This is a genomic window from Escherichia sp. MOD1-EC6842, assembly GCF_002965705.1.
In the GTDB taxonomy this organism is placed as follows: Bacteria; Pseudomonadota; Gammaproteobacteria; order Enterobacterales; family Enterobacteriaceae; genus Escherichia; species Escherichia ruysiae.
In genome coordinates this window covers 24421-43263 of sequence record NZ_PTRF01000004.1, presented here as the reverse complement: position 1 = coordinate 43263, position 18843 = coordinate 24421, and the positions used below count along the sequence as shown (strand labels likewise).

The following is an 18843-nucleotide window of genomic DNA, read 5'->3' as shown; positions in this document are numbered from 1 at the left end:
TCAGCGACATCATCGGTGAAAACCTATAAATGAAGAAGGAAAGCAAAAATGAAGACCATTCTACCTGCAGTATTGTTTGCCGCTTTCGCTACCACCTCCGCCTGGGCGGCAGAGAGTGTCCAGCCACTGGAGAAAGTAGCGCCTTATCCACAAGCTGAAAAAGGCATGAAGCGTCAGGTGATTCAGTTAACTCCGCAAGAAGATGAATCTACCCTGAAAGTAGAACTGTTAATCGGTCAGACGCTGGAAGTCGATTGCAATTTGCATCGTCTCGGCGGGAAGCTGGAAAGCAAAACGCTGGAAGGCTGGGGCTATGATTATTATGTCTTTGATAAAGTAAGCTCCCCGGTTTCGACGATGATGGCCTGCCCGGATGGCAAGAAAGAGAAGAAATTTGTCACCGCGTATCTGGGCGATGCTGGAATGCTGCGTTACAACAGTAAGCTGCCGATCGTGGTGTATACGCCAGACAATGTGGATGTGAAGTACCGCATCTGGAAGGCGGAAGAGAAAATTGACAACGCGGTAGTTCGCTAAACTGCTGTGAGGTGCGGCACCCCGTAGGCCGAATAAGACGGTTACGCCACATCCGACATCTGGCGCACGAGCCGGTTGCCTGATGCGACGCTGACGCGTCTTATCAGCATACGCCACATCCGGCATACCATGCCGGATGTGGCACATCATTACAACGCAATATCCGCCACTTCTTTTTGAACGGGTTGCGGTTTCAACTGCGGTTTCGGCGTACTGTCTGCCGCCTGCGGCTTATCGTATTTCAGCCCCAGCACTTCGCTGGTGTACTGCAACTCGCGTTCTGTTGCCGCCACATCGCCGTTCAGCTTACGGCCATAAGACGGAACGATCGCTTTCAACGTGGCCTGCCATCGCGGACTGGAAACACGATCACCAAATACTTTTTCCAGCAGATTCAACATAATCGGCGCGGCAGTTGACGCCCCCGGCGATGCCCCCAGCAGCGCGGCAATGGTTCCTTGCTGGTCGCTGACCACTTCTGTACCCAGACGCAGCACGCCGCCTTTCTCGGCATCGCGTTTGATAATCTGCACACGCTGTCCTGCTTGCCACAAACGCCAGTCCTCTTTTTTCGCCTGCGGATAGTACTCTTTCAACGCTTCAAAACGATCCTCTTCACTCAACATCACCTGACTTACCAGATATTTCACCAGATCGAAATTATCCAGCCCGACGTGCATCATCGGCATCACGTTAGAGGTGGTGGTGGAACTCATCAGATCCCACAGTGAACCGTTTTTGAGGAATTTAGTTGAGAAGGTGGCAAATGGCCCAAACAGCACTACGCGTTTACCGTCCAGCACACGGGTATCGATATGCGGAACCGACATCGGTGGTGCGCCAACGGATGCTTTACCGTAAACCTTCGCCAGATGGTGATTAACCACGCCCGGGTTTTCCGAAACAAGGAACTGACCGCCCACCGGGAAACCGGCATAGTCTTTCGCTTCTGGAATACCCGATTCCTGTAACAGCTTCAGCGCCGCACCGCCCGCGCCGATAAAGACAAATTTCGCGCGGATGTTCTGTGCAGTGCCATTTTTCAGATCGGCAACGGTGACGGTCCAGGTGTTATCGTCATTACGTTTGAGGGCGCGGACTTCACTGCTGAGTTGCAGCGAGAAGTTAGATTTCTTCTGCAAGGAAGCAATTAACTGGCGGGTGATCTCGCCGTAGTTCACATCAGTGCCGATTTCTGTGCGTGTAGCCGCCACTTTCTGCTGCGGATCGCGCCCTTCCATCACTAACGGAGCCCACTCTTTGATTTGCGCGTGATCTTCAGAGTAACGCATACCGCGAAACAGCGAACTTTGTTGCAATGCCGCATAGCGGGCACGCAGGAAATTGACGTTATCTTCGCCCCAGACAAAGCTCATGTGCGGAACGGTATTGATAAATGAACGCGGAGTACGCAGCACGCCGCGCTCGACCTGGTGCGCCCAGAACTGGCGGGAAATCTGGAATGCTTCATTAATGGCGACTGCTTTTTCAATACTGATGCTGCCATCGGCGTTTTGCGGGGTGTAATTGAGTTCCATCAGCGCAGAATGCCCCGTTCCGGCGTTGTTCCAGCCGTTCGAACTCTCCTGCGCGACACCCTCCAGGCGCTCTACCATGGTCATCGACCACTCTGGCTCCAGCTCGCGTAAATAAGTCCCCAATGTGGCGCTCATAATGCCGCCGCCAATCAACAGTACATCAGTTTCCTGCTCCTCGGACGCTTTCGCTTTTGCCGCCATCGAAACGGCATTAAGCCCCACGGCCATCGAGAAGAGCATGGCAGTCACTTTTTTCATCTTGTTAATGCCTTACTTTTAGTCGCTTTATTGCAGGTGAGATTTGCGCGGCATCAACGGTAACACTTAAGTAACAACATTTAAATAATGTTTATAAATTATATTCTAATTTTAGAAACATTATAATTTCGTTGATTAATTATAGGGTTATTAGAAACGAAGGGATTTTTAGAATATTTACCTGGCGGCAGCAAGCCGCCAGGTCAGCGTCAAAATATTATGCCGTCCGGGCAACGGCATCACGCGAAGCAGCATCGCGCTCTTCGCCTGTCAGTTCGCTAAGTTGCCCGTTGCGCATTTCCAGCAGGCGGTCAGCGTGGATAAAGTAATGATCATCATGACTGATGGCGAAAATAGTTTTTCCCATCTCCTGCATCAGCGGTAGCAGCACCTGATAAAACTCACGGCGGAAGTGTGGGTCTTGATCCGCCGCCCATTCATCCAGCAGGATAATATCGCGTTCTTCTGCCAACGCCAGCAACAGCGCCACGCGTTTTTTCTGCCCTTTTGATAACTTCAGGTTAACAATACGCCCGTTACTTAACTCCAGCTTATGAGCCATTTTCAACTGCGCCAGCCACTTCTCAACCAGTTGCGGATTAGCAGGTTTACCCTCCGGCCCCAGCAGTTGATCAAACAGCCAGACATCGGTAAACACGGCCGAAAACAGTTTGCGATAATCTTCCGGTTTTTCGCCGCTGATGGGTTTACCATCCAGCAAAATTTCACCGCTTTGCGGCTGATACAACCCCGTCAGCAACATCGCCAGCGTCGATTTTCCGCTACCGTTGCCACCAATCAGAAACAACAGTTCGCCACGTTTAATGGTGAGGTTGAGTGGGCCAACGGAAAACGCGTTGTCCTGATAACTAAACGTCACGTTACGTAGCTCCAGCGTTTGCCAGTCAGGAAACGCCTGCGGGCGTGGAAACTCCGCTTTGAAAGGCGCGAGCGCGAATTTGTTCAGCTTGTTAAACGCCACCTGAGCCGTCAGCAGCGTCGGTAATGCGCCAACCGCAGAAAGCAGCGGCGTGCGCAGGAATAACAGCGTCAGCGAATAGGTCGCGGCAACGTTGGTATCAGCCCAACCGAGACTGTTCGCCATCCAGAACACCAGGCCGATAGCACCCAACATCATGATGTTTGACCAGTTCACAGCACTAAGATGGAAGGTGTCTGCGCGGATAATATGATGGCGATACTCTTGCGCATCAGGAATGTAGAGGTTGTTAAACACATACTCGGCGCGTTCACGGTTCAGGGTCAGCTCTTTGCGCCCTTCCAGAACGGTTTGAAAATCCGTGTACAGCTTGTCTTCGGTTTCACGCAGGGTCGCCATATGTTTGTATACCCGCGCCACCAGCACAAAACCGCCCCAGATGGTGACCGCCATCCAGATAGCCGTTACCAGCAACATTTTGCCCGACAGCATCCACAAATACGCCGCTGAACCGATAGTGAGAATAATCCCCTGCACCAGTTCCGGCAAACGAACAAAAGCAATGGTGATATTGCGCACATCGCTGGTTAACCCCGCCAGCAATGAGGCGCTACCGAGTTGTTCGATACGCTCAACGTGGGTATCCAGAATCCGCTTGATAAATTCGCTACGCAGTCGGTAAACGAAGTGGTGCCCCAAAGTGGTGAGTGCCAGTTGCGATCCCAGCGTCACTGCCATTAGCAACAGCAATAAACCCAGAAACTCCGGCAGCACCAGCAGACTGTTATCCGCCGTTTCGATAAGGCGCTGATTGATAAAAGCAATTAAGCCAATGCCTAATGCCGCACTGGCGAGGCTTAGCGCCATCACACTGATAAATGGCCAGCGATACTGCCGCCAGACAAGTACAAGAAGTTCCATGCAGAAAACCCGGACAATGAATTACAGCCCGCAGTTTAAACATCTCCGCGCTCACAGCAATAATAATTCTTATTTTTATTCTTTTTTACCTGCCTGACGGAATGTCAGATTGTAGCGGCAGTCGGCGGTGAGTGGATGAAAGCCCGCTTTGAGTGGTTGAATGCCGTGATAAAACAGCCGCGATTCACCGCCCCAAACCACCACGTCGCCATGCTCCAGCAACAGTCGTTTTAGCGGATCATTACGTTTGAGGCCACCAAATTGAAAAATCGCGGGTAAGCCCAGAGAAACAGAAACAATCGGTGCGCGCAGATCCGGTTCGTCTTTATCCTGATGTAACGACAGTTTCGCGCCAGGGGCATAGCGGTTGATAAGACAAGCATCTGGCTGGAAATCTGGATAGCCCGCCGCCGTAGCCGCACGTTGACATAAATTATGAAAACTCTGCGGCATGGCGGGCCACGGTTTATTTGTTTGCGGATCAATGGGCGAATAGAGATAACCCTGCCGATTGGTGGTCCAGCCCAGACGCCCGCAGTTGGTCATTGCCACCGACATGGTATATCCGCCGGGGGTAACCATCTGGCGAAACGGCGACTGGCGGGCGACGCCATTAATATCGCGGATCAGTTGTTCCGCAACGTTAAAGGCAAAGCGCCGTAAAATTGCCGCGCCAGGTGCCAGAGGTTCTTGCCACGGTTCAGCATCAGCAAACAGATCCAACATTATTTTTCCTCGTTTTCAGCTTCACGGCGTAGCAACTGTGCTTTACGCGCCCCCCCCAGCGGTAACCGGAAAGTGTGCCATCACCACGTACCACCCGATGACAAGGTATAACGATCGCTAACTTATTGGCGGCGCAGGCACTTGCCACGGCACGTACCGCTTTCGGTTTGCCGATGGTGTTTGCCAGTTGCTGATAACTCACAGTTTCACCGCAAGGAATGGTACGCAGCGCCTGCCAGACTTGCTGTTGAAAAGCGGTGCCGCGAATATCCAGCGGCAACGTCAGCGGCGTATCGCGCTGATTGAGGCTGGCGATCACTTCGCGTAGGCGTTGCTGAAATTCCTCACCCGCCGGTTCGTCGCTGGCAGCGGGAAACATCTGCCGCAGTTCACTGATTAATGTCGCGTCATCATCACCCAGTAATATCGCGCAAATCCCCCGCTCGCTTTCTGCCACCAGGCAACGACCCAGCTCACAATCAGCCAGCGCATAACGCACAGCCAGGCTTTCGCCACCGTGACGAAACTGTTTAGCCGTCATGCCCAGCGTTTCATCGGCTTTACGGTAGTAACTGCTGCCGTCGGGGAATCCGGCATTGAGAATCGCCTGAGTCACGCTCTCCCCTTTTGCCAGAGATTCCCGTAAACGACGAGCGCGCCAGGCCTGCTGCCAGGCTTTAGGCGTCATTCCGGTCGTCGCTTTAAACAATCGATGCAAATGGAACGGACTCATCGCCACCTGGTCGGCTAAGGCTTCCAGCGTTACAGGCGTTTCCTGTTCCAGCAGTCGGCAGGCGTGGGTAATTTTATCAAGGCGATGTTGCTGGGGATTGGCTTTGTCTGGCTGACAACGTTTGCAGGGGCGAAAGCCAGCGGCAAGCGCCTCGCTGGCATCCGTATAGAAAGAAACGTTTTCCCGCAAGGCATGTCTGGCGCGGCAAGACGGACGGCAAAAGATGCCCGTGGTGCACACGGCGAAGACAAATTCGCCGTCGGCGTTCGGGTCGCGGGCTAAGACAGATTGCCAGCGTTGATCATCAGTTAAGCGTGTGGCGTTTTTCATCATCAGCTCCCTGGTTAAGGATAGCCTTTAGTCTGCCCGGTCACCATCGCGCAAAAACCAACAATCTTGCGCTTTAATTTTTTTCGCTAATAAGGAAGCTTTTAAACTGCGGCGACATCCAGGTTTTAAAGCTATCGCCCTCTTTGGTGATCATATAGACCGCCAGCCCTTCCCGACGAACGACTTCTTTGGCTTTCTCCGGCCCGAGCACCATCAAACCTGTATCCCAGGCGTCGGCTTCCAGCGCCGTCGGGGCAATCACGGTCACGGAGACCAGATTGTGCTCAATGGGACGCCCGGTTTGCGGATCGATAACATGGGAAAGGCGTTTGCCGTCCAGTTCGTAATAGTTGCGATAGCTGCCGGAGGTGCTAATCCCGTGACCGTTGATATCCACCACGGCCTGAACCGCGTTCTCTTTATCGGTCGGTTTTTGGATCGCCACCCGCCACGGCTGCCCTTCGCCGTTCATGCCACGGCTGTTCAGCGCGCCCCCCACCGACACCAGATAGCGGGAAATACCTTCCTGCTCCATTAAGCGTGCCAGATGATCTGCCGCATAACCTTCGCCGACGGTGGAGAGATCGACATATAAATCCGGCAGATCTTTTTGCAGATATTGCTGATGCGACTGATTAATGACCGTCAGGTGCTGCAAACCTGTTTTGGCTTTCATCGCGTCGATCTGTTCCTGGTTCGGGATTTGTACTGGCTGTTGTTCCGGGCCAAAGCCCCACAGATTCACCAGCGGCCCGACAGTAATATCCATCGCGCCATCGGTTTTGGCGCCAATGCGCAGCGAGGTGGTGATGATATCGGCCATCGCTTCACTTACCGGCCACGGTGACAAACTTTTCGAATCGTTAAAGCGCATCAGCGCGGAGTCTTTTTTATAGGTCGAAAGCAGCTGATCGTCGGCGTTCAGCTGGGTCTGAATCTTCTCTTTAAGTTCAGCACTGCGTTTGGCGTCAATGCCAGGGATGCTGGCACGCCAGAAGGTTCCCATCGTTTTGCCTTCAAGAACGGTAACTTCAGTAGCGTGGGGTTTGGCGGGTTGTGTTTTTTGATCGCAACCAACAAAGAAGAGCGCGGCAGCCAGCAATGCCACGCGGGTAAAGCTTATTTCCATACGTGATTATCCTCATGCGAACGGTCGCAAGAGTACACCAAAAAACTGCGTTTGTACGCTGAAAACAATGAAAAAAGGGCCCGCAGGCCCTTTGTTCGATATAAATCGAGATTAGAACTGGTAAACCAGACCCAGAGCTACGATGTCATCAGTGTTGATGCCAGCAGCGCGGGTGAACTGGTTGTCGTCCAGCAGGTTGATTTTGTAGTCAACGTAGGTGGACATGTTTTTGTTGAAGTAGTAGGTAGCACCAACATCAACATATTTCAGGATATCTTCGTCGTCGTAGTTACGACCAGCAACGACACCCAGGTTTTTACCTTTAGACTGCAGGTATGCTACAGACGGACGCAGACCGAAGTCGAACTGGTACTGAGCAACAGCTTCGAAGTTCTGTGCTTTGTTCGCCCAACCCAGGGAACCTACGCGAGTTGCGTTGTAGGTCTGGGTGTACTGAGCAGCCAGGTAGATGTTGTTAGCGTCGTATTTCAGACCACCGGTGTAGGTTTCAGCACGGTCGCCGTTACCGATGTACAGCGGGCTGTTCTGATCATCAGTACGTTTGGAGCTGGAAACTGCAGCACCGATACCGAAGCCTTCGTAATCATAAGTGATAGAACCGCCAACGCCGTCGCCGTTCTGACGCAGAGCACCACGACCGTTGTTGGTCATGCCTTCGCCGCTTACGCTGCCGTTTTTACCCTGGTACTGAACAGCAAAGTTCAGACCGTCAACCAGACCGAAGAAGTCGGTGTTACGGTAGGTCGCGAAGCCGTTACCACGCTGCTGCATGAAGTTGTCAGAACCGTAAGTGTCGCCACCGAATTCTGGCAGTACGTCGGTCCAGGAAGTTACGTCGTAAACAACGCCGTAGTTACGACCGTAGTCGAAAGAACCAACGTCCTGGAATTTCAGACCAGCGAATGCTACACGGGTCCAGGAGTTTTCTTTGTTGTCTTCAGAGGTATTGCCCTGGATCTGATATTCCCACTGGCCGTAACCGGTCAGCTGGTCAGTAACCTGAGTTTCGCCTTTGAAACCAAGACGTACATAGGTCTGGTCGCCGTCTTCTGACTTGTTGTCAGAGAAATAGTGCAGGCCGTCTACTTTACCGTACAGATCTAATTTGTTGCCGTCTTTGTTGTAAACTTCAGCAGCGTTTGCTGCGCCTGCTACCAGCAGAGCTGGGACCAGGAGGGACAGTACTTTAACTTTCATGTTATTAACCCTCTGTTATATGCCTTTATTTGCTTTTTTATGCCACTGCATACTGATTAACCCTCATTAATCAGTCGGCAAGTCCATTCTCCCCAAAAATGCAGAATAATCCAACACGAATATGATACTAAAACTTTTAAGATGTTTCATTTGTCGCTATAGATGTTTCAAAATGTAAATATGATGGAACTTTTTAAGATTCTTGATGATTGGCGAAATAAGCACCTAACATCAAGCAATAATAATTCAAGGTTAAAATCAATAACTTATTCTTAAGTACTTGATAGCACTGAATGCCAAAACAAAATCTTCACTCGCAACTAAAATATGTCTCGCTATCATCATTAACTTTATTTATTACCGTCATTCATTTCTGAATGTCTGTTTACCCCTATTTCAACCGGATGCCTCGCATCCGGTTTTTTTTTACCCTTCTTTACACAACTTTTATTTTTTTGTACTACCGCTGGAAAATTATAACGCTTGTTAATAATTCACAAAAAATTAACAAGATATAATTCCCGCCATCTTTTCTTTATCCGTAATTAATTTCGCTCTTCTTTTTTGCAGATTATTTGTACAGCAGAATGCGGTGTGTACATCTATTTCTCATCTGGCAGAACGAGACATATCGTTGAGGAAGAGAGAGTCATCTATCGGGTAATAGTCTGGAATTTCGCACTGTACCCTTTATACTGCCCTATCACTTCGCGAAGTTTTAACAGGTCATAAACACGAATGCGTCAGAAAGAGACAACGGCCACGACCCGCTTTTCACTCCTACCGGGGAGCATTACCCGCTTCTTTTTACTGTTGATCATTGTGTTGCTGGTGATGATGGGTGTAATGGTACAAAGCGCAGTCAACGCCTGGCTGAAAGATAAAAGCTACCAGATTGTCGACATTACTCATGCTATACAAAAGCGCGTCGATACCTGGCGTTACGTGACCTGGCAGATCTACGACAACATCGCTGCAACGACTTCACCTTCCACCAGTGAAAGTTTGCAAGAGACGCGTCTGAAACAGGATGTCTACTATCTGGAAAAACCGCGTCGCAAAACAGAAGCCCTGATCTTTGGTTCTCACGACAACTCAACGCTTGAGATGACCCAACGAATGTCTACTTATCTGGACACATTATGGGGCGCAGAAAATGTACCGTGGTCGATGTATTATCTGAACGGTCAGGATAACAGCCTGATTCTTATCTCGACCTTGCCGTTAAAAGATCTCACCTCCGGATTTAAAGAATCGACTGTCAGTGACATTGTTGATTCTCGTCGCGCGGAGATGCTGCAGCAGGCTAATGCCCTGGATGAACGTGAAAGTTTTTCTAACCTGCGCCGTCTTGCCTGGCAGAACGGTCATTATTTTACCTTGCGTACAACCTTTAACCAGCCGGGACATCTGGCAACAGTGGTTGCATTTGATCTGCCTATTAATGATTTAATCCCGCCAGGGATGCCGCTGGATAGCTTCCGTCTTGAACCAGAAGCAGGTACTGCGGGTAACAATAATAATGAGAAAGAAGCAACGGATAGCGTCAGCATTAACTTTAATAGTTCGAAGATTGAAATCTCTTCGGCGCTCAACTCCACCGATATGCGGCTGGTCTGGCAGGTTCCTTACGGCACTTTGCTGCTGGATACATTGCAAAATATTCTGCTGCCACTGCTGCTGAATATCGGTTTGCTGGCACTGGCGCTTTTTGGTTACACCACCTTTCGCCATTTCTCCGGGCGCAGCACAGAAAGCGTTCCCAGCACCGCAGTGAATAACGAACTGCGTATTTTGCGAGCAATAAATGAAGAGATTGTGTCACTGCTGCCACTCGGTCTGCTGGTTCACGATCAGGAATCGAATCGCACAGTTATCAGCAATAAGATTGCCGACCATCTGCTGCCGCATTTGAATCTGCAAAACATCACCACCATGGCAGAACAGCATCAGGGGATTATTCAGGCGACCGTCAATAACGAGCTGTATGAAATTCGCATGTTCCGCAGCCAGATAGCGCCGCGTACGCAAATCTTCATCATTCGCGATCAGGATCGCGAGGTGCTGGTGAACAAGAAACTCAAGCAGGCGCAGCGCCTGTATGAGAAAAACCAGCAGGGCCGGATGGCCTTTATGCAAAACATTGGCGATGCGCTGAAAGAACCCGCACGGTCACTGGCGGAGAGTGCGGCTAAACTCAACTCCCCGGAAAGCAAACAACTGGCAAATCAGGCTGATGTGCTGGTGCGCCTGGTCGATGAAATTCAGCTAGCGAATATTCTTGCGGACGATAGCTGGAAGAGCGAGACCGAGCTTTTCTCCGTACAGGATTTAATCGATGAAGTAGTGCCCGCAGTGCTACCAGCAATGAAACGCAAAGGCCTGCAACTGCTGATTAACAATCATCTGAAAGCACACGATATGCGCCGTGGCGATCGCGATGCTTTACGCCGTATTTTGCTGCTGTTGATGCAATATGCCGTCACCTCAACGCAACTGGGGAAAATTACCCTTGAGGTTGATCAGGATGAATCCTCTGACGAACGTCTGACTTTCCGCATTCTTGACACCGGAGATGGTGTAAGTATTCATGAAATGGATAATTTGCACTTCCCGTTCATCAACCAGACCCAAAGCGATCGCTATGGCAAGGCGAACCCGCTGGCATTCTGGTTAAGTGATCAACTAGCGCGAAAACTGGGCGGTCATTTAAATATTAAAACGCGGGACGGGCTTGGCACACGATACTCCGTGCATATAAAAATGCTCCCTGCTACCCCGGACGTTGAAGAGGAAGAAGAACGTTTACTGGATGATGTCACCGTGATGGTGGATGTAACTTCCACAGAAATTCGGAATATTGTCACTCGCCAGTTAGAAAATTGGGGTGCAACCTGTATCACACCCGATGAAAGATTAATTAGTCAGGATTATGATATCTTTTTAACGGATAATCCGTCTAATCTTACTGCCTCTGGCTTGCTTTTAAGCGATGATGAGTCTGGCGTACGGGAAATTGGGCCTGGTCAATTGTGCGTCAACTTCAATATGAGCAATGCTATGCAGGAAGCGGTCTTACAATTAATTGAAGTGCAACTGGCGCAGGAAGAGGTGACAGAATCGCCTATGGGTGGAGATGAAAATGCACAACTCCATGCCAGCGGCTATTATGCGCTCTTTGTAGACACAGTACCGGATGATGTTAAGAGGCTGTATACTGAAGCAGCAACCAGTGACTTTGCTGCATTAGCCCAAACGGCTCATCGTCTTAAAGGCGTGTTTGCCATGCTAAATCTGGTACCCGGCAAGCAGTTATGTGAAACGCTGGAACATCTTATTCGCGAGAAGGATGTCCCAGGAACAGAAAAATACATCAGCGACATTGACAGCTATGTCAAGAGCTTGCTGTAGCAAGGTAGCCTATTACATGAACAATATGAACGTAATTATTGCCGATGACCATCCGATAGTACTGTTCGGTATTCGCAAATCACTTGAGCAAATTGAGTGGGTGAATGTTGTCGGCGAATTTGAAGATTCCACAGCACTGATCAACAACCTGCCGAAACTGGATGCGCACGTGTTGATTACCGATCTCTCCATGCCTGGAGATAAATACGGTGACGGGATCACCTTGATCAAATACATCAAGCGTCATTTCCCTAGCCTGTCGATCATTGTTCTGACCATGAACAACAACCCGGCAATTCTTAGCGCGGTACTGGATCTGGATATCGAAGGAATCGTCCTGAAGCAAGGCGCGCCTACAGATCTGCCGAAAGCCCTCGCCGCGCTGCAAAAAGGCAAGAAATTTACCCCGGAAAGCGTATCTCGTCTGCTGGAGAAAATCAGCGCCAGTGGTTACGGTGACAAGCGTCTCTCACCTAAAGAGAGTGAAGTACTGCGCCTGTTTGCAGAAGGTTTTCTGGTTACCGAGATTGCTAAAAAGCTCAACCGTAGCATCAAAACCATCAGCAGCCAGAAGAAATCCGCGATGATGAAGTTGGGTGTCGAGAACGATATCGCCCTGCTGAACTATCTCTCTTCTGTGACCTTAAGCCCGGCAGATAAAGAGTAATCTCCCGACAGGCCAGATAAGCACCGACCGCCGGATGCGGCGTGAACGCCTTATCCGGCCTACAAATCCCAATATTTCAATACATTACACAAACATAGGCCTGATAAGACGCGCCAGCGTCGCATCAGGCATTTGCTCCGACCGCTCCTACGATTTCCGCGCTTTCCTGACCCTCTCGGCATACATCGTCAGCGTCTGTTTTATGACATCCAGCGTCACGGGCTTCGACAGACAGCTATCCATACCGGACTCCAGACACCGCTGCTTCTCTTCAGCCAACGCATTGGCAGTCACCCCGATTACCGGCAACGTTAGCCCTAACTGACGAATACGTTGCGTTAACCGGTAACCGTCCATATTCGGCATGTTGACGTCGCTAAGCACGATATCGATATGATTCTTGCTTAGTACATTAAGCGCATCGACGCCATCATTTGCCGTTTTACACTGATAACCCAACGATCCGAGCTGATCGGCTAGTAAGCGACGGTTAATCGGATGATCGTCAACCACCAGAATCATCATGTCGTCATTGCTAGTGGAATCTTTGTCCATCAATGGCAGAACGTTGGCAGGATCATCATTTTCAATTTCTATCCGATAGATACGCGCCAGTAGCACAGGCAGTTCATGCGACGAGGCGACGCTATGCACCCACTCACCGGGCGCTTTCTCCAGCGGAATACCAATATGCCGACGGCAGAACGTCACCACCGCTCTACCCTGCCATTTTTCGCTCAGCGCCTCATCCGTAATCAACACATCCTCTGGTGAGGGTTCCTGACCTTCGTATGTTGTAACGATTACACCACTGCGCTGCAAACTGGTTTCGATAAACTGGTATAGTGACGCATTACGTACCGCCAACCAGCAGCGTTTACCCGTTAATCCTTCGACACCTTTTTTATGTGGATATTGCGCACCATACAACGGAATACGCACCGTAAACTGGCTTCCCATGCCTGGTTCAGACTCCACCGAGATGTCACCGTCCATCATGCTGATCAATTTTTCACAAATCGCCAGCCCCAGACCGGTTCCCTGGAAGTTACGCTGTACGCCCGTCCCTACCTGGAAGAAGGGATCAAAAAGCCGCACCACTTCTTTCGCCGGAATACCCACGCCAGTATCGCGAACACGAATAGAAAGATAATCACCATCAGCACGGACATGCAGAACAATGCAGCCGGTATCGGTAAATTTAATGGCGTTACTCAACAGATTGGAGATAACCTGCTGTAAACGCATCGGATCGCCGTTTAAAGCTACCGGCACATCCGGTTCAATAAAGCAGTACAAACCAAGCTGCTTTCGCACCACCAGCGGCAAATAGTTGGCGGTGATATGGTTCATCACTTCACGCGGTGAAAACTCACGTGGCTCTATCTTTAACTGTTCCGATTCAATCTTCGAGAAATCGAGAATGTCGCTGATAATTTTCAACAGCAGGCTGGAAGAGTTATTCATTGCCGTCACCAGACGGTCAACGCCTTTCGGCAACTCTTTGGTTTGCAACAGATCCAGGTTACCGATAATGCCATACAGCGGCGTTCGCAACTCGTGGCTGACGGTAGCAAGGAACATCGATTTCGACTGACTCGCCTGTTCTGCTGCCTGCGCCATCTCTTGCAACGACTCTTCCATCTTCACGCGCGAAGAAACATCGACCAGTACGCAAATCGCCACGTTTTCATTACGATAGCGAGAATGAACAAAGCTGATTTGCAGATTAGTATTGTTGCTGGTCAGGACATCGACAAAATTGACCTGCTGCCCGCAGATAATTTGCGTCAGCCGCTGGCGATCCTCATGCGTAAGCATGTTGAGATAGGTATGCGCCAGTTCGTTACTCAAAATATTGACGCCATCAGCGGTGCGCAAAATACAGATCCCCACCGGTGCGGAGGCGACAATCTTGCGATTAAACTGCTCGTGTTCTTCCAGACGCTGGGCGTCACTTTCTGCCGGAATGAAAATACGCCGCTCGTACATCCGCGCGAGGGTGAACAGCGCCGCACCAGCAATCACATTCAGCAAAATAGCGTTAAGTATCAGCATACGAATGCGTTCCAGCACCTGATCTACGGGCACCGAGTAAACAATACTTAACGATGATGGCGGCAGATTTTTCTTCAGCACCAGCTCATGGAAGCCTGGTGTATAACCAAACCAGGAACGTTCCTGCATCCAACGCGGTTCAGCCTCGATTTTGCTTTCTGGTCCGGTCAACGAAATCAGGGTATGACCATTCTCATCAAGGATAGTAACCCCCATCGGTAATGTACCTGGTAAGAAGAAGTTCTCCATCCGAATGGTTTGTTCAACGCCCAGCAAGGCCTGCAAACGGTTCGCCAGATACACCGGCGTCAGCGCGTAAAAATATCCAACGCCAGGACGCGGGCCTTCGCTGATCCAATAAAGGTTGCTGCCGCTGTCATCCTGCGGAGCATTACGATACTTATTGATGCGCTCATGCAGAGCTTTCAGGGCGGTGTCGCGTTCAACCGGCATATCACGCAGGCCAAAGTTTGCCATGCAGAGGTTATCGCTGCCGATCAAAAATACGCGGTTGAGATCGTAAGCTGCAGAGAAATTATCGCGCCAGTAGCGCATAAACCACGCCAGTGACTCCAGAGAGCCACGCCAGGTGTTACTCATCGCGGAACAATCGGAATCAGCAAACAACGGTTCGAACACCGGCACATCCGCTTGCGTTTCTCGCCCACGCGGGGAAAGCACGCCGTTTTCTACAGATAAGCGATTTTCAGCAATGTACTTCAGCTCTTTCATCACGTCAGAAGTGCGCTGAATAAACCGCTGAGCCTGATCGGAACTCAGGTTAAATTCCTGACGAATCTCAGATTCTCGCTGATGCAGGGCATTGACGATATAAAACACTGATGAAAAAGCAATCAGCAACCAGAGCAATAACGCCAATGCTCTGAACATATAGCGCGAGACTTTCAGGGTTGTGCGAAAAGAAGCAAGGTATTTCAAAGGGGCGAAGCTCCGCCTCAGGTGACCGATGGAGTGTGGTTAAGGTAGCGGTAAAAGCGTGCCACCGCAATGTTCTCTCTTCTCGGTAATATGATACACCGCCGAGAAATCATCACCTTAACCCCCGATAATCGTCATATATCGGACAAGATTGATGGATTTCAGCATGCATTATATGAAGTGGATTTATCCACGCCGCTTACGCAATCAAATGATCCTGATGGCAATCCTGATGGTCATTGTCCCAACGCTTACTATTGGTTATATCGTAGAAACGGAAGGACGTTCAGCAGTCTTATCTGAAAAAGAGAAAAAACTTTCTGCCGTGGTCAACCTGCTTAATCAGGCGCTAGGCGATCGCTACGATCTCTACATCGACTTACCGCGTGAAGAGCGTATCCGCGCATTGAATGCAGAGCTTGCCCCCATTACCGAAAATATTACTCGCGCCTTTCCTGGCATAGGCGCTGGTTATTATAACAAGACGCTGGATGCGATAATCACCTACGCGCCTTCATCGCTATATCAGAATAATGTGGGCGTGACTATTGCTGCGGATCACCCTGGTCGCGAAGTTATGCGTACAAATACCCCTTTGGTTTATTCAGGCAGGCAGGTGCGCGGCGATATTTTGAATTCAATGCTCCCCATTGAGCGTAATGGTGAAGTCCTCGGTTATATCTGGGCCAATGAATTAACCGAAGATATTCGCCGCCAGGCCTGGAAAATGGATGTGAGGATTATCATTGTACTCACCGCCGGTTTGCTGATAAGCCTGTTGTTGATTGTACTTTTCTCCCGTCGCCTGAGCGCCAATATAGATATCATCACCGATGGCCTCTCGACTCTGGCGCAAAATATTCCCACTCGATTACCACAATTGCCCGGTGAAATGGGGCAAATCAGTCAGAGTGTTAACAACCTCGCCCAGGCACTGCGTGAAACGCGGACACTTAACGATCTGATTATTGAAAACGCTGCCGATGGCGTCATTGCCATCGACCGCCAGGGTGATGTAACCACCATGAACCCAGCAGCAGAAGTCATCACTGGCTATCAACGTCATGAACTGGTAGGGCAGCCTTACTCCATGTTGTTCGACAATACTCAGTTCTACAGTCCAGTTCTGGATACGCTGGAACATGGCACCGAACACGTGGCGCTGGAGATCAGTTTTCCAGGCCGTGACCGCACCATTGAACTCAGTGTCACTACCAGTCGTATTCATAACACGCACGGTGAAATGATAGGTGCTTTGGTGATTTTCTCTGATTTAACTGCCCGCAAAGAAACCCAGCGCCGCATGGCGCAAGCAGAACGCCTCGCCACACTGGGTGAGCTGATGGCTGGCGTGGCGCATGAAGTACGTAATCCGCTAACGGCTATTCGTGGTTATGTACAGATCTTGCGCCAACAAACCAGTGACCCAATACATCAGGAATATCTGTCCGTAGTACTCAAAGAAATCGATTCAATTAACAAAGTTATTCAGCAATTGCTCGATTTTTCACGCCCACGCCACGGTCAATGGCAACAAGTCAGCCTCAATGCATTGGTTGAAGAAACTCTGGTACTGGTGCAAACCGCCGGCGTACAAGCGCGGATCGACTTCATAAGCGAACTGGACAATGAATTAAGCCCGATTAGTGCCGATCGCGAACTGCTCAAACAGGTACTCCTGAATATCCTGATCAATGCCGTCCAGGCTATCAGTGCACGAGGGAAAATTCGCATTCGAACCTGGCAGTACAGCGACTCACAACAGGCCATTTCGATAGAAGACAACGGCTGTGGCATTGATCTCTCGCTGCAAAAAAAGATCTTCGATCCCTTTTTCACCACCAAAGCCTCAGGAACCGGGCTTGGTCTGGCGTTAAGTCAACGCATCATTAATGCCCATCAGGGGGATATTCGCGTCACCAGTTTGCCGGGCTACGGCGCAATCTTCACCCTTATTTTACCGATCAACCCGCAGGGAAATCAGACCGTATGACCGCTATTAATCGCATCCTTATTGTTGATGATGAAGATAATGTTCGCCGTATGCTGAGCACCGCTTTTGCACTACAAGGATACGAAACACATTGTGCGAACAACGGACGCACCGCATTACACCTGTTTGCCGATATTCACCCCGACGTGGTGTTGATGGATATCCGTATGCCTGAGATGGACGGCATCAAGGCACTAAAGGAGATGCGCAGCCATGAGACCCGGACACCCGTTATTCTGATGACGGCCTATGCTGAAGTGGAAACCGCCGTCGAAGCACTACGCTGCGGTGCTTTCGACTATGTTATCAAACCGTTTGATCTCGATGAGTTGAATTTAATCGTTCAGCGCGCTTTACAACTCCAGTCAATGAAAAAAGAGATCCGTCATCTGCACCAGGCACTGAGCACCAGCTGGCAATGGGGGCACATTCTCACCAATAGCCCGGCGATGATGGACATCTGCAAAGACACCGCCAAAATTGCCCTTTCTCAGGCCAGCGTCTTGATTAGCGGTGAAAGCGGCACCGGGAAAGAGTTGATTGCCAGAGCGATTCACTACAATTCGCGGCGGGCAAAGGGGCCGTTCATTAAAGTCAACTGCGCGGCGCTGCCGGAATCGTTGCTCGAAAGTGAACTGTTTGGTCATGAAAAAGGTGCATTTACTGGTGCACAAACCTTGCGTCAGGGATTATTTGAACGTGCCAACGAAGGTACTCTGCTCCTCGACGAAATTGGCGAAATGCCGCTGGTACTGCAAGCCAAATTACTACGCATTCTGCAGGAACGGGAATTTGAACGGATTGGCGGCCATCAGACCATAAAAGTTGATATCCGCATCATTGCTGCCACCAACCGCGACTTGCAGGCAATGGTAAAAGAAGGCACCTTCCGTGAAGATCTCTTTTATCGCCTTAACGTTATTCATTTAATACTGCCGCCTCTGCGCGATCGCCGGGAAGATATTTCCCTGTTAGCTAATCACTTTTTGCAAAAATTCAGTAGTGAGAATCAGCGCGATATTATCGACATCGATCCGATGGCAATGTCACTGCTTACCGCCTGGTCATGGCCGGGAAATATTCGAGAGCTTTCCAACGTCATTGAACGCGCCGTCGTAATGAACTCAGGTCCGATCATTTTTTCTGAGGATCTTCCGCCACAGATTCGTCAGCCAGTCTGTAATGCTGGTGAGGCAAAAACAGCCCCTGTCGGTGAGCGTAATTTAAAAGAGGAAATTAAACGCGTCGAAAAACGCATCATTATGGAAGTGCTGGAACAACAGGACGGAAACCGAACCCGCACCGCTTTGATGCTGGGCATCAGTCGCCGTGCATTGATGTATAAACTCCAGGAATACGGTATCGATCCGGCGGATGTATAACACCAAAACTTGCTATGCAGAAATTTGCACAGTGCGCAAATTTCTGCATAGCCAATCATCCTC

The 18843-nt window shown here is 50.1% G+C and carries 11 protein-coding genes and 1 pseudogene; 5 read left to right on the top strand and 7 right to left on the bottom strand.

Going from position 1 to position 18843, the window contains the following annotated elements:
- Positions 1–48 precede the first annotated feature (48 nt).
- Positions 49–537: a serine protease inhibitor ecotin gene (gene eco / locus A7Z29_RS05980; protein WP_032225728.1), complete on the top strand. Its 489-nt coding sequence runs from the start codon at positions 49–51 to the stop codon at positions 535–537.
- A gap of 149 nt (positions 538–686) precedes the next feature.
- On the opposite strand, the gene mqo is transcribed toward eco, so the two are convergent.
- The 6 genes and pseudogenes from mqo to ompC all read right to left on the bottom strand — a co-directional run bounded on the left by mqo (position 687) and on the right by ompC (position 8330).
- Positions 687–2333: a malate dehydrogenase (quinone) gene (gene mqo, locus A7Z29_RS05975; protein ID WP_105289939.1), complete on the bottom strand. Its 1647-nt coding sequence runs from the start codon at positions 2331–2333 to the stop codon at positions 687–689.
- Positions 2334–2550: 217 nt separating this feature from the next.
- Positions 2551–4194 carry a microcin J25 efflux ABC transporter YojI gene (gene yojI, locus A7Z29_RS05970; protein ID WP_105289938.1) on the bottom strand — a complete coding sequence of 548 codons (1644 nt, stop codon included), beginning with the start codon at positions 4192–4194 and terminating at the stop codon, positions 2551–2553.
- 75 nt (positions 4195–4269) lie between these two features.
- On the bottom strand, positions 4270–4920 hold the full coding sequence (gene alkB, locus A7Z29_RS05965; RefSeq protein ID WP_105289937.1) for a DNA oxidative demethylase AlkB: 651 nt from the start codon (positions 4918–4920) through the stop codon (positions 4270–4272).
- Positions 4920–5983 (bottom strand): annotated as a pseudogene (ada, locus tag A7Z29_RS05960) (bifunctional DNA-binding transcriptional regulator/O6-methylguanine-DNA methyltransferase Ada). The gene alkB and the pseudogene ada overlap by 1 nt, the downstream one beginning before the upstream one ends.
- Before the next feature lie 73 nt (positions 5984–6056).
- The gene (apbE, locus tag A7Z29_RS05955; RefSeq protein WP_085460952.1) at positions 6057–7112 is read right to left on the bottom strand and encodes an FAD:protein FMN transferase ApbE; all 1056 of its coding nucleotides are present in this window, start codon (positions 7110–7112) and stop codon (positions 6057–6059) included.
- Between the two features lie 111 nt (positions 7113–7223).
- Entirely contained in the window at positions 7224–8330 is a 1107-nt protein-coding gene (ompC, locus tag A7Z29_RS05950) for a porin OmpC (RefSeq protein ID WP_105281376.1), read from the bottom strand.
- Positions 8331–9068: 738 nt separating this feature from the next.
- Between ompC and rcsD the strand changes: the two genes are divergently transcribed.
- Both rcsD and rcsB read left to right on the top strand, forming a co-directional pair.
- Positions 9069–11741: a phosphotransferase RcsD gene (gene rcsD, locus A7Z29_RS05945; RefSeq protein ID WP_085460953.1), complete on the top strand. Its 2673-nt coding sequence runs from the start codon at positions 9069–9071 to the stop codon at positions 11739–11741.
- A 16-nt stretch (positions 11742–11757) separates the two neighbouring features.
- Positions 11758–12408 carry a response regulator transcription factor RcsB gene (gene rcsB, locus A7Z29_RS05940; protein ID WP_001516743.1) on the top strand — a complete coding sequence of 217 codons (651 nt, stop codon included), beginning with the start codon at positions 11758–11760 and terminating at the stop codon, positions 12406–12408.
- 147 nt (positions 12409–12555) lie between these two features.
- Here rcsB and rcsC read toward each other — a convergent pair whose 3' ends face one another.
- The gene (gene rcsC, locus A7Z29_RS05935; protein ID WP_000876095.1) at positions 12556–15405 is read right to left on the bottom strand and encodes a two-component system sensor histidine kinase RcsC; all 2850 of its coding nucleotides are present in this window, start codon (positions 15403–15405) and stop codon (positions 12556–12558) included.
- 166 nt (positions 15406–15571) lie between these two features.
- On the opposite strand from rcsC, the gene atoS reads away from it, so the two are divergent.
- Positions 15572–17398: a two-component system sensor histidine kinase AtoS gene (gene atoS, locus A7Z29_RS05930; protein WP_105289936.1), complete on the top strand. Its 1827-nt coding sequence runs from the start codon at positions 15572–15574 to the stop codon at positions 17396–17398.
- Complete coding sequence (gene atoC / locus A7Z29_RS05925) at positions 17395–18780, top strand: acetoacetate metabolism transcriptional regulator AtoC (RefSeq protein ID WP_032225738.1); 1386 nt, start codon at positions 17395–17397, stop codon at positions 18778–18780. Before atoS ends, atoC begins: the two co-directional genes overlap by 4 nt.
- Positions 18781–18843 lie beyond the last annotated feature (63 nt).